Raw genomic sequence first — 11824 nt, forward strand, 5'->3', positions numbered from 1 at the left:
GCCAGTATTTAGATGACTGGCTCACTGAGCAACATCAGGAAAAACAGGCGGCATAAAAGCCACCTGTTGGAAGACGAAAAATCGAGGGAAGCTCAATCAGGTCGGCTTTTTTGCATTTATCTGACAACAATCAGGACAAGTCGAATACTGCAATCGACTCGACGTGAGCCGTATGCGGGAACATGTTGACAACGCCAGCCTGAGTCAAACGATAACCGCCTGCAATCAAGGTACCAGCATCGCGTGCCAGGGTGGACGGGTTGCACGACACATACACGATTCTAGCCGGCATCAGCGCGCGGTTTAGCGCTGCCAGCCCGATAATCGCATCGCACACTGCGGCTGCGCCGTCACGCGGCGGATCGATCAGCATGTGATCAAATTTGCCAAGCGCAACCAGGTGCTCGGATGTCGCCTCGAACAGATTCCGACAATAAAAAGTGGTTTTGCCAGCTAGCCCGTTCACCGCACTATTTTCACCAGCACGGTCAATCAGCGCCTGACTTCCTTCAATGCCCACCACCTCACGCGCCTGTGTCGCCAGCGGCAGCGTGAAATTGCCCAATCCACAAAACAGGTCAGCAACCCGGTCGCCTGGATGCACATCCAGCAGACGCAGCGCGCGCCACCAGCACTCGGTTGATCTGGTGATTCACTTGCGTGAAATCGGTCGGCTTGAACGGCATGCGGACACCGAACTCCGGTAAGGTGTAATACAACTCGGCTTGCTCGGGATAAAATGGATAGGCGGTGTCCGGGCCGCCGGTCTGAAACCACCAGTTCACTTGATATTGGTTGGCGAAGGCCCTCAGCTTGGCTTCATCTTCTGCCGTCGGCGACGCCATAATGCGTAGCACGAGTGCCGTAATCTTGCCTTGCGCGCCCTCTCCGACCGCCAATTCTATCTGCGGAATCTGATCAATCAAACTCAGCGAGCCGATCAGGTGACGCAGTGGCACCAGCAGCGCCGATACGTTAGCCGGCAGGATTTCGCAGGTTTTCATATCGGCAATGAACGAGGATTTCCGTTCATGAAAACCAACCAGCACGCCGCCCTTTTTCGGCACGTTACGCACGGAAATGCGGGCGCGGTAGCGATAGCCCCAGGTAGGCCCGTAAATCGGTCGCAGCATGGTTTCAGCCTTGACCTTGCCGATGTGCCATAAATTATCTTCCAGCACCCGCTGCTTGACGGCGACTTGCGCAGTCGGCTCCAGGTGCTGCATTGCACAGCCGCCGCAGATGCCGAAAACAGCGCAATGTGGCTTGACCCGCAATACCGATTCACTATGCAATGCCGTCATGGTAGCAGCTTCCCATTTCGGCTTTTTGCGATAAGACTGGTAACTGACCCGTTCGCCGGGCAAAGCGCCTTCGACAAAAATAACTTTGCCCTGAGTGCCATCTTCATTCTGCAGATGGCCGATCCCGCGCGCATCCATGTCGAGGGATTTGATATCGATAGTATCTTGTTGCATAGAGGAACTAAACGCAGTGGTAACCGCCGCGGCATGCGCAGTACGGCATGGGGATTGATAGAAAATAGCGTGAGATAAATAGCGAGAGATTATAGCGCCATGCGCACCTAAAACCAGAACGATTCAGGTTTTAGAATTGCCGGAATGAGGCTGGGTCAGTATATGACGCCTACATTCCGTCATCGGGCAATTAAAGGAAAGAGTCCTTGCCAACACCTTTTGCACCCATCAAACGCTTAAGTTTGAGTAACGCCTCCTGCTGAATCTGCCTTACCCGCTCGCGCGTGACACCGATTTCGGCGGCCAACTCTTCCAACGTCGACGGGTCGTCGTTATCCAGACCAAAGCGGCGCATGATCACATTGCGCTGCTTGTCAGTGAGCTTTTCCAGCCAGACTCTCACCAGAATCGATATCTCCTGCTGCTCGGCACGGGAATCCGGATTTTCTTCGGTTGCACTTGGCAGCAAATCCATCAGGCTGGCCAGCGGATCCTGATCCAGCGGGGCGTCAAGAGATGCTGCATGCTCAGACAATGCCAGCACGTCCTGCACATCTTCGACCGCACGATCGACCAGATGGGCGATATCTTCGGCGCTGGCATCCTTGCCGTCGTGGTGCTGCGCTTCCAGATGATATTTGGCGCGCAGTATCTGGTTCAACTCGCGCACCATGTGCACCGGCAGACGCACGGTGCGCGCCTGGTTCATGATGGCACGCTCGATGCTCTGGCGTATCCACCAGGTCGCATATGTCGAAAAACGAAAACCTCGCTCCGGTTCGAACTTGTCGATTGCCCGCATCAGCCCGAGATTGCCCTCCTCGATCAAATCGAGCAAGGCTACGCCGCGATTGATATAGTGCTTTGCGATCGACACAACCAACCGCAGATTGTGCTCGATCATTTTTTGCCGCGCTTCGAAATTGCCCTGCTTGGCAAGCGTGGCGAAATGCACTTCCTCAGGCACCGACAACAGCGGTCGCGTGCCGATCTGGTTCAGGTAGTGCTGCGTGGTGTCGGTCGACAGCTCCGCCGCCAAGACTTTCTTAAGCTCTTCGACGCCATCGACAACCACCACCCCATCGACGACAACCTCATCGTCGTCTGTATCGGGTTCTGTAGCGGCAGCATCAACATCGTCCTCGTCACGCATATCGTCGGAAATACTTTCCGGGGAGACGTCATGCTGTTCGTCCTGATGAGCTATCGGCCGCTTTGTCATTTATCGACTAGGTAAGAATTTTGATGGATCGACAGGCTTGCCTTGTTGACGAATTTCGAAGTGCAATTTGACGGTATCGCTATCCGAATTCCCCATTTCAGCAATTTTCTGGCCCTTGCTGACCGTCTGGCCTTCTTTCACCAATATGGTCTTATTATGCGCGTAAGCGGACAACAATATACTGGTATGTTTAATGATAACCAAATTACCGTATCCACGAATACCGCTACCGGCGTACATCACCTTGCCACCAGCTGCAGCGACTACCGGCTGCCCGGCCTTACCGGGAATGTCGATCCCTTTTTTGCCTTGGTCGAAAGCGCCTGACGGCTTGCCTTCGGCTGGCCACATCCAGTCAACCCGCCCCTCATCGTCAGCGGCAGAAGCCGCTGCAGTGTCCGCAGCCGTTGTCACTGGCGCTGCTGGCACCACTGATTTCGACGTATCCACCGATGGCGTTGCGTCTGGCTTTTGCAATTCGGCCAACGCGCTGTCCGAGTAAGGACGCTTGTCGCCGCGCGGCGTACTCTTGTTGCCACCGCTGGCCGGGATCGCCGCTGGTGTGGATGGCGCAGAGCCCAGCGACCTTACCTCAACACCTGAGCTGGTTGAAACATTACCGATCTGGGCGCCGCCTGCAAGCGCTGAACCAGTATCGGGAGGCTGCACCCGCAACACTTGGTCGACCTTGATATCGTTGGCATTTTCCAGCTTGTTCCAGGCCACGATATCACGATAGCTTTGCCCGAACTCCAGCGCTATCCGGTACAGAGTATCGCTTTTCTTTACGGTGTAGTAACCACGTCCTTCGGGAGCCTTTGGCGCCTCAGATGCTGTGCCCGGAGTAGCGTTGCCGGCGCCGATGCCGGGCCTGCGATCCACCACCGGAGCGGGGGTACGTGGAGTAGTACACGCCGCTAGCACACCAACCAATACCCCCAGAACTATAAAGCGAGTTTTCTTCATTCTCATTACATTTATCAGGTGCGACATCGTCGCTGATTATTCGTCAATTGATCTTGCCCCATCCGAAATCGTTCAGATCGTTCCGGCGCGCAACGGCACAAAATGGCAATCTTCCAGTGTGGTGCTGGTCCAATCAAATTTACTTATCCGCTGGATTAGTTGCAGTACTTGATGACGGGAACCGACCGGCGCCACCAGGCGGCCACCGATCGTCATTTGATCCAATAACGCTTGCGGTACTTCGAGCCCGGCCGCGGCCAGAATAATACCGTCGAAAGGTGCTGCCTGCGGCAGCCCAAGCATACCATCTCCGTAGTGCAAACGGATGTTGGGTATGCGCAGAGGGCGTAAGTTGCTTCTCGCCAGTTCATGCAGCGGCTTAATGCGCTCGATGGAATAAACTTCTTTCGCTACCTGAGACAGCACCGCCGCCTGGTAACCGCAACCGGTTCCGATTTCCAGCACACGTTCCAGGACCCCGCCCTGGGAATTGGCGCGCATGATTTCGATCATGCGCGCCACAATGTAGGGTTGCGAAATGGTTTGATGATGGCCAATCGGTAAGGAAGCATCGATGTAAGCCTGGCTGGCGAGCCCCGGCTCCATGAACATATGGCGCGGCACTATCTCCATGGCTGCCAACACCTTGGCGTCGGTCACGCCTTGCCTGGCCACGCGATTTACCATCGCCTTGCGCACCGCATCGGACACCAGCGAGCTTGAACGGTCGACGTGATTGGCAGTTTGTGCCGGACGCGCCATCGCTTTAGCGGCAGAAAGCACTTGCGAAGATGATGTCGTGGACGTACTTTTGAGCACTATCGGTTGTAACTGCGAACTCCCCCAAGCAGCATTCTTGGTCGCCGCCTGCGGCGTTGCCACCGTTCTGCTAGTGCGCTCCAATGGTGTCTTTTTATCGACCACCGATGATAACGGCAGTGGAAAACGCTTGGGTTTATCGCTCATGGCAGGTGTTTCCTCAGCGCCACCATTTGCCCCGCATTCGTCAAGTCGACTTGCAACGGTGTAATCGACACATGGCCGTTTGCGGTCGCATGGAAGTCAGTACCCTCGACGGCATCGCGCGCCGCGCCAGGCGGACCAATCCAGTAAATGTCGCGGCCGTGCGGATCCTGGCTTCTGATGACTGGCTCCGATTGATGCCGCTTCCCCAGGCGCGTAGCCAGAGCAGGCTTTAGTTCGGCATAAGGCAGATTCGGAATATTCACATTCAGCAAGTAAGGCTGCGCCAGATGACTAAATCGATGCTCGACAATGTCGCGCGCGACGCGGGCGGCACTGTCGAGCTCGTCCCAGCCCTTATCCAATTGCGAGAATGCGATGGCAGGAATGCCGAACAGGAAACCCTCCGTTGCAGCCGCCACCGTGCCGGAATATAGCGTGTCGTCACCCATGTTCTGCCCTTGATTAATGCCGGAGACAATCAGATCGGGGCGAAAGTTGAGCAAACTGGTCAAGGCAATATGTACGCAGTCCGATGGCGTGCCGTTGACATAATAGAAGCCATTTTCTGCCCGCTGCACAGATAAAGGGCGATCCAGAGTCAGCGAATTGGAGGCACCGGAGCGATTACTGTCAGGAGCCACAACAACAATTTCGGCGATTGGTGTCAGAGCATTTGCCAGAGCGACAATGCCGGGTGCCAAATAACCGTCGTCGTTACTGATCAAAATTTTCATATTTGAATTTTACCTGAAGCAATGTTATCGATTTATGCTGATTCTGAATTGTAACCAAGCAGGTATGGCAATAGCAAAACGTCGGGAAAGAAAGAATGAAATAGACGGCTCCTCAAGGGTAACGCAGATTATTCGACCAATCAGTTGCCTTTCCGCCACGTCGCAACGAGAATTTCAAATTTATGCTGCGGTGCCGCATAAATTTTCCTGACAGTGAGAAAAAGTGCGTATCTTAAAGTCTGTTAACAACAAAATTAAATGACATGCTTGGCTTTCGATGAATCTATCAACCAAGTAGGCCATGCTTTTTACCCACATATACGAAACTTCCATCAGCAAGTGCGAACAGGCATGCCAACCCTGCTGCACGGCCATCATCATCACATTATGGCCTCTCCCTTGCTGTCAGATTATCAAGGAGTCACCATGAAAACTCATCGGGTTCGCAATACTGCTGGCAGCAGTCACTACCCACTGAATGCGTGGACAGATTTGATGTTCAAAGCGGCGGAAACGATGACCGCATCGACCCAGGTAATCGGTCATCGCACTGCTCGCATGGCAATGGCAGGCCCGGCACCAAGCATGCTTGACCAGCACGAATTCGATCTGATGAGTCGTGAGAAAATCGAAGCCGCAGCGGAATCCACGCATGCAATGGCGGCTCGTATGCTCGGTTTGCATCAGGAAATTGTCATCATGGCCATTCAGCAAATATTGAGCGGTACGGCAAACCTGATAGCGGTCGCAGGCAGTAGCAGCCTGCATCAATCCGGGCGTCGCCAAAGCAAACTAGCGCATGATACTTTGCGCGACTCTGCTGAAGCAGTGTCGCAGTTAAACGCCTCGCTGGCGGATATAGCCGGAACCGGGCTGGAGCCGATCCACGCGCGTGCTACCGCGAACGCCAAACGACTCACAGAATTGTAAATCCAGCGTTCAGTCACAGCGGTGCAGAAGGAGCTTCTGCCGCTAACGCTAACTGTCTGGACCAGGCAGGTGGCGCTGTTCCCTCCAAGTGAATTTGTTTGATTGATGCCAGTGGATACCGACTACAAATTGAGACGGCAAAATCCGCCAGTATACAAGCCTGTGCGTGCCATCCGACGCCAGAGGCTTGGCGCACACTCCCGTTAACCAGTTCTGGCAACTCGGCCACGTCACGGATTGGCGACATCAGTTTGTACAGCGCTTCCTTGTCACTCCACAAACCATAGAATGCAGCGATCTTATGGGCTTGCGGAGGACTGGATAACCAAAGGATTTCGCCGGCGGAAAACGCAACGTTGCCGACAGCATCGATGCCGCGGCTGGTATCCAACGCCTCAATATCTAGTCCCAGCGGTGTATCGAAGCTGGTAGCGCAACCAACCCAGCCTCGGCTGTGTGAGAGGCTGAACGAAAACTCGTGCTCGATGGGCACGAGGAAGTCCGATGGAAATTGCAGCATCGGGGCCCGGCCCGGACGTTCGACGATGTTAATCTCGTCAAAAGCAAGACCGGCCGTCCGTGAGGCGGTAAATCGCAATAAAACCCGGCCCAACAGGAACTCCCGCTGCCTGACGACTCGCGCAAACCGTTGATAGCGTGATAGTTCTCCGTCGCTCAAGCAAGCGATCAACGCGGCTGCATCGGCATCCGATAACGCATTGGCATCGACCGACCAAAACACTGCGGAGCGCATAAGCCTGTTACTCCGCCCGCTTAAAAATCAACGAAGTATTAATACCGCCGAACGCAAAATTGTTCGACATAATGTACTCGCATTGCAGCTGCCTGCCTTGATCGACGATGTAATCCATCTTGGCGCACAGCGGATCAAGCTGCGTAAGATTGATGGTCGGTGCAAACCAGCCGGAGCGCATCATTTCGATACTGATCCACGCTTCCAATGCGCCACACGCACCCAGCGTGTGGCCGGTGTAGCTTTTCAGTGAACTGATTGGTGTATGCCGGCCAAAGACTGCCGCGGTTGCATGCGATTCGGCAATGTCGCCCTGCTCTGTACCGGTGCCGTGAGCGTTGATATAACCGATGGCAGACGCTGGCAAGGCTGCATCGGTGAGCGCCAATGTCATGGCGCCCTGCATCGTATCGGCATTCGGATGGGTGACATGACAACCGTCGCTATTAGTGCCGAAGCCAACGATTTCGGCATAAATCCTCGCGCCACGCGCCCGTGCATGCTCAAAATCTTCCAGGATCAGGGTTCCCGCGCCTTCGCCTATCACCAGACCGTCCCGGCTGCGGTCGAAGGGGCTTGGCGTGACAGCTGGCGCCTCGTTACGCACGCTGGTGGCAAACAAGGTATCAAACACTGCCGCCTCGGTGGCGCATAGTTCTTCAGCGCCGCCTGCAATCATGATGCGCTGCCGACCGCTGCGAATGGCTTCGTAAGCGTAACCAATGCCTTGGCTGCCCGAGGTGCAGGCGCTGGACGTGGTAATAACCCGACCGGTAACACCGAAGAACACGCCAATGTTGACCGGTGCGGTATGCGCCATCATCTTGATATAGGTAGTGGTATTGATGCCGCGCGTGCTACGCTCTTCCATCATCCGGCCGAAGTCACCGATCGCCGCTGGCGTTCCCGCAGACGAGCCATAGGCTATGCCGCAAAGACCGCTTGTCAGCAGCGGATCGTCTATGAGGCCGGCGCCGATCAGCGCCAGTTCGCTGGGGCGGGTCGCCATCAGGGCGACCCGCCCCATACTGCGCATCGTCTTGCGGTTGTACCGATCTGACAGCGTGAACTCGGCGGCAGGCGCCCCAGTTGGGTATTCAAGCCATCGTAGTCGGCCCAATCGTGCATGCGCACCACCGCGTTGCGATAACTGCTGAGATGTGCGCGGATGCTGCCCCAGTCGTTGCCGATAGGGCCAATGCCAGCCATGCCGGTTACCGCTACCCGAGGTTGCGTCACTTCAGTGGCAACGCGCTTCATGCCATGCCGCCATTGATGGAGATCACCTGGCGGGTGATGTAGGCGGCGTCGGCATGCATCAGGAAGGCGACAGCTGCGGCCACTTCGTCCGGTTTGCCAACCCGCCGCGCCGGTATCAGCTTGAGCGCCTCTTCCAGAGGCACATCGTCGATCATGTCTGTCTCTATTAAACCGGGCGCGACGCAATTGACCGTAATATGCCGCTTCGCCAATTCGATTGCCAGCGCCTTGGTGGCACCAATAATGCCAGCCTTGGCGGCACTGTAATTGACCTGGCCGCGATTGCCGATCAACCCCGACACCGACGCCATGGTAACAATGCGACCAGCCGCCCGGCGCTGTACCATCAGCATGATTAGCGGATTAAGGACGTTGTAAAAGCCGTCCAGATTGGTCTCAAGTACCAGATCCCAATCCTCGCCTGGCATTGCCGGGAAAGCATTGTCACGCACCACGCCAGCATTGCACACTACACCGTAATAACAGCCGTGCAGCTCAACATCGGCCAGCAAGATATCTGCCACGGCTTGGCGCTGACCTATATCGAATTGCAATACGCGTGACCGTGCGCCAAGATCGCGCACCGCCAGCGCCACCGCGTCTGCAGCCGCGCGCTGTTGATGGCAATGCAAGACGATGTCATAGCCGTCGCGGGCTAATCGTAGTGCGATGGCTTTGCCGATGCCGCGACTGGAACCTGTGACCAGGACAGTCTTCCTTTCTGCGGCAGCCTTGGCTTGTGCCGTGCTTTCGGCAGTATTCATTTGCAAGGTCATTCGGTACTTCCCTCAAGAAAATCAGCCGCATCCTTCGGCTGAAATACGGTAATTGTCGCGCAAGCCAACTGTCGCTGCGCTTGATGAATCTGGCACTCGAAAGAACCGATGCCATTGTCGACCTGCAGCATTCTTTGCACCCGCACCCGTAATACACTGCCAATCGGGAAGCAAGGCGTTGCCGCTTCATAACGCCGCGTACCGAGCAGGAAGCCGATTTTGACTGGCTCGCTGCGCAGGCGAGCGGCGTAGCCTGCGTAAGCGGCAATTGCCTGCGCCATGTATTCGATGCCGACCCAGCTACCGACGCCTTCCGCATTACAAAACAGGCTATCCGGCCGAATCACTACCTCCGCGCACAGGTATTCTGCGCCAACCTCAAGTGCCTTTTCCAGTAGCGCCATCGTGCCAGAATGCGGCAGCAGATCGCGAATATCTGGCAGCGTATCGAAACTTGCCGGCATCACTCCCTCCCCAGCACCAATGTCGCATTGGCACCGCCAAATGCGAAGGAATTGCTCAATGCCCAACGCAAGGGATGCCCCAGGCTGTCGCCTGCAGCAATCAGGTTAAGATCCGGCAAGCGGGGATCTTGAACGCCGTCCCACAAATGCGGCGGCAGGTGGCCCAACGGATTGCTATCCTGCATGGCCAGCCAACACAAGCCAGCTTCAATCGCCCCGGCAGCCCCAAGGGCATGGCCTGTGAATGGTTTGGTCGAGCTCAGCGCGGTTTGCTCGCCGAACAGTTCCGCAATGACACGGCCTTCCATCGCATCATTTTGCATAGTCGCCGTGCCATGCAGATTGATGTATTCGACCTGCCTGGCACTGATCCCAGCCCGTGATAATGCCTGTTCGATGGCCATGCGGGCGCCTCCTCCCGCCGGATCGGGGGCGGAAATATGGTAACCGTCAGAGGACTCGCCCCAGCCGCGCAAGGTCACGGTCGAGGCCTCATTACTCATCAGGAACAAGGCTGCACCTTCGCCGATATTGATGCCGTTGCGATTAGCGCTAAACGGATTACAGCGCGCAGCGCTGAGCGATTCCAGCGCACTAAAACCGGCAACGGTAAAGGCGCACAAGGAATCTACACCTCCGGTCAAAACGGCGTCGCATACGCCCATCCGCATAAGGCGTGCGGCGCTGGCGATTGCCTTGCTGCTGGAGGCACAGGCGCTGGAGTGCACATAGGCGGGACCGGTAACCCCCAGTACAGCTGCCAGCATCTGCGCCGGCGATCCCATCTCTTGTTGCCCGTAGCTAAACTCTGCCGGAAACCGGCCATGCGCGCAGCGATGCTTAAATGCCGCTTCGCTTTGGGCGATGCCCGAAGTGCTGGTGCCGAGCACGATTGCCACACGATCCGCACCAAAGCGCTCTATTACGGCGTCGACTTGCGGACGAATTTGCGCCAGCGCCGCCAACGCCAGTTGATTATTGCGACTGCGCTGCGCCAGCGGCAAGGTATCAACGTCGGGCAGGACGGCGTCGACACACCCCAAGGCCAACTCCAGTCCGCGCGAATAACGCGCCGTTGCGACGACGCCGGTCTGGCTGCCGAGGAGGCGCCCGCTGATCTCGGCCTGGTTGTCGCCGAGCGGGCAAATCATGCCGAGATGGTTAAGATAAAGCATGGTTATGGCGCGCTGGTTGGTTCGGTAACATCGTCGCTGACCGATTCAATCGTCAAATGATAGTGATAACGCAAGTTGGCTAGTTTGATCTTGCCGCCCCACGGTAAATCCTTACTGTAATCGATCTGCATCACAGGCTCGCCCTGCCGCGACAGCGTGCGCCGCAAACCTTGCTGCTGAATTTGCCAGCCTGCCGGAAGCGCCTGCTGAATTGCAGCAAGCGGCCATAGCGCCAATTGCGTATCTTCGAGCACGTCTTCGGCGCGCAATTGCGATGGCAACATAGGATGCCGCCAGGATTGCAGTGTGACGCCATCATAGTGCAAGGTCAGCACACGCTGGCCAAAAGCCAGACCGACCATATTGAATTGCTGCGGATCGATTTCAAGTGCGGCATCCAGTTGATCGGTACGACCATTGCGCTCCACAGTGAGATGCTGCTGCAGGCTGATACTGGTGCCGAGCGTCGCTGGTGCCAGTTGCAGGCCCAGGCGAGCTGGCGGTGCAGCCGACGGCATAGCGGCACAGCCAGCCAGAGCTGCCAACAACATAGCAAGGCAATAGTAAGCCAATCGACCTAGCTGCATATTTCCTCCAAAGTCGCGAGGCGTCGCTTACTTTCTCTGACATAAGGATTACTTTCATCCCAAGCTTAGCCCGCCAGAATCGCAGCGATCATGCGTCGCACTTCCGGTTGCTGGCATTCATAGAAAATCACCTTCTGGAAGCCTCCCGAGTACCAGGATTCGACAAAGGTGCGGAAAGTATCTACGCCCTTTTTCAACGGCGTTGCGTACTCACTCTGCCAATCGACTTCTTCGCCGGAAAACTGGCGCTTCAAGACCGCAGCGTGTTGGCGCTGATTGAATCTTGACCCAGCCTGCTGATCGAAATGTGACCCAGGGCTGGTCGCTGCGTTTTGAGTTAGTAGCTGTGGATAAGTCTATCAAACAGTTGGTGTTGAAGCACTCCTTTTTAGCGATCTCGTTAAAGAACAAGGGAGGTGCTACGGGCGTAGCCCGTAGCACCTCCCTTCGTAGATTGAATCAGAATGGTTCATCAGGTGCTTCGGCTTTACCTCCCTTGCGACTCTGCTCCC

The 11824-nt window shown here is 56.0% G+C and carries 11 protein-coding genes and 3 pseudogenes; 2 read left to right on the forward strand and 12 right to left on the reverse strand.

Annotation, left to right across the window (positions count from 1 at the left end; genetic code table 11):
• Positions 1-130: 130 nt before the first annotated feature.
• The 5 genes and pseudogenes from rlmD to surE all read right to left on the reverse strand — a co-directional run bounded on the left by rlmD (position 131) and on the right by surE (position 5366).
• Positions 131-1478 (reverse strand): annotated as a pseudogene (gene rlmD / locus ACIQ0R_RS06935) (23S rRNA (uracil(1939)-C(5))-methyltransferase RlmD).
• Between the two features lie 190 nt (positions 1479-1668).
• Complete coding sequence (rpoS, locus tag ACIQ0R_RS06940) at positions 1669-2700, reverse strand: RNA polymerase sigma factor RpoS (protein WP_395825407.1); 1032 nt, start codon at positions 2698-2700, stop codon at positions 1669-1671.
• Positions 2701-3666, reverse strand: a complete 966-nt coding sequence (locus tag ACIQ0R_RS06945; RefSeq protein ID WP_395825410.1) for a peptidoglycan DD-metalloendopeptidase family protein — start codon at positions 3664-3666, stop codon at positions 2701-2703.
• 72 nt (positions 3667-3738) lie between these two features.
• Positions 3739-4632, reverse strand: a complete 894-nt coding sequence (locus ACIQ0R_RS06950; RefSeq protein ID WP_395825413.1) for a protein-L-isoaspartate(D-aspartate) O-methyltransferase — start codon at positions 4630-4632, stop codon at positions 3739-3741.
• Complete coding sequence (gene surE / locus ACIQ0R_RS06955) at positions 4629-5366, reverse strand: 5'/3'-nucleotidase SurE (RefSeq protein WP_395825416.1); 738 nt, start codon at positions 5364-5366, stop codon at positions 4629-4631. The genes ACIQ0R_RS06950 and surE overlap by 4 nt, the downstream gene beginning before the upstream one ends.
• 426 nt (positions 5367-5792) lie before the next feature.
• Between surE and ACIQ0R_RS06960 the strand changes: the two genes are divergently transcribed.
• Positions 5793-6296 (forward strand): polyhydroxyalkanoate granule-associated phasin, encoded by a 504-nt coding sequence (locus ACIQ0R_RS06960; protein WP_395825419.1) that lies wholly within the window; start codon positions 5793-5795, stop codon positions 6294-6296.
• Positions 6297-6309: 13 nt separating this feature from the next.
• Here the strand turns inward: ACIQ0R_RS06960 and ACIQ0R_RS06965 are convergent, their stop codons facing one another.
• From ACIQ0R_RS06965 to ACIQ0R_RS06995, 7 genes and pseudogenes are all read right to left on the reverse strand, one after another.
• A complete protein-coding gene (locus tag ACIQ0R_RS06965) occupies positions 6310-7050 on the reverse strand; it encodes a 4'-phosphopantetheinyl transferase family protein (RefSeq protein ID WP_395825422.1) in 741 nt (246 codons plus the stop codon).
• A 7-nt stretch (positions 7051-7057) separates the two neighbouring features.
• Positions 7058-8310: pseudogene (locus ACIQ0R_RS06970) on the reverse strand (beta-ketoacyl-ACP synthase).
• Positions 8307-9074: a 3-ketoacyl-ACP reductase FabG2 gene (locus tag ACIQ0R_RS06975; protein WP_395825438.1), complete on the reverse strand. Its 768-nt coding sequence runs from the start codon at positions 9072-9074 to the stop codon at positions 8307-8309. Before ACIQ0R_RS06975 ends, ACIQ0R_RS06970 begins: the two are co-directional and overlap by 4 nt.
• An 8-nt stretch (positions 9075-9082) precedes the next feature.
• Positions 9083-9550 carry a 3-hydroxylacyl-ACP dehydratase gene (locus ACIQ0R_RS06980; protein ID WP_395825425.1) on the reverse strand — a complete coding sequence of 156 codons (468 nt, stop codon included), beginning with the start codon at positions 9548-9550 and terminating at the stop codon, positions 9083-9085.
• The gene (locus tag ACIQ0R_RS06985) at positions 9550-10725 is read right to left on the reverse strand and encodes a beta-ketoacyl-ACP synthase (RefSeq protein ID WP_395825428.1); all 1176 of its coding nucleotides are present in this window, start codon (positions 10723-10725) and stop codon (positions 9550-9552) included. Before ACIQ0R_RS06985 ends, ACIQ0R_RS06980 begins: the two co-directional genes overlap by 1 nt.
• Before the next feature lie 2 nt (positions 10726-10727).
• Complete coding sequence (locus ACIQ0R_RS06990) at positions 10728-11312, reverse strand: DUF3261 domain-containing protein (RefSeq protein ID WP_395825431.1); 585 nt, start codon at positions 11310-11312, stop codon at positions 10728-10730.
• Positions 11303-11575: pseudogene (locus ACIQ0R_RS06995) on the reverse strand (FAD-dependent oxidoreductase); the annotation flags it as partial. The gene ACIQ0R_RS06990 and the pseudogene ACIQ0R_RS06995, both read right to left, overlap by 10 nt.
• A 20-nt stretch (positions 11576-11595) precedes the next feature.
• Here ACIQ0R_RS06995 and ACIQ0R_RS07000 point away from each other — a divergent pair.
• A partial coding sequence (locus tag ACIQ0R_RS07000; RefSeq protein ID WP_395825434.1) for a hypothetical protein occupies positions 11596-11824 on the forward strand: 229 nt, incomplete at its 3' end.

Origin of the sequence: Collimonas sp. (assembly GCF_044339385.1) — a bacterium.
Taxonomy (GTDB): domain Bacteria; phylum Pseudomonadota; class Gammaproteobacteria; order Burkholderiales; family Burkholderiaceae_D; genus Collimonas.

Bases quoted from the DNA above. Each gene is read 5' to 3' on its own strand.
- rpoS (WP_395825407.1), bottom strand. From the start codon at position 2,700: ATGACAAAGCGGCCGATAGCTCATCAGGACGAACAGCATGACGTCTCC.
- ACIQ0R_RS06945 (WP_395825410.1), bottom strand. From the start codon at position 3,666: ATGAAGAAAACTCGCTTTATAGTTCTGGGGGTATTGGTTGGTGTGCTA.
- ACIQ0R_RS06950 (WP_395825413.1), bottom strand. From the start codon at position 4,632: ATGAGCGATAAACCCAAGCGTTTTCCACTGCCGTTATCATCGGTGGTC.
- surE (WP_395825416.1), bottom strand. From the start codon at position 5,366: ATGAAAATTTTGATCAGTAACGACGACGGTTATTTGGCACCCGGCATT.
- ACIQ0R_RS06960 (WP_395825419.1), top strand. From the start codon at position 5,793: ATGAAAACTCATCGGGTTCGCAATACTGCTGGCAGCAGTCACTACCCA.
- ACIQ0R_RS06965 (WP_395825422.1), bottom strand. From the start codon at position 7,050: ATGCGCTCCGCAGTGTTTTGGTCGGTCGATGCCAATGCGTTATCGGAT.
- ACIQ0R_RS06975 (WP_395825438.1), bottom strand. From the start codon at position 9,074: ATGAATACTGCCGAAAGCACGGCACAAGCCAAGGCTGCCGCAGAAAGG.
- ACIQ0R_RS06980 (WP_395825425.1), bottom strand. From the start codon at position 9,550: ATGCCGGCAAGTTTCGATACGCTGCCAGATATTCGCGATCTGCTGCCG.
- ACIQ0R_RS06985 (WP_395825428.1), bottom strand. From the start codon at position 10,725: ATGCTTTATCTTAACCATCTCGGCATGATTTGCCCGCTCGGCGACAAC.
- ACIQ0R_RS06990 (WP_395825431.1), bottom strand. From the start codon at position 11,312: ATGCAGCTAGGTCGATTGGCTTACTATTGCCTTGCTATGTTGTTGGCA.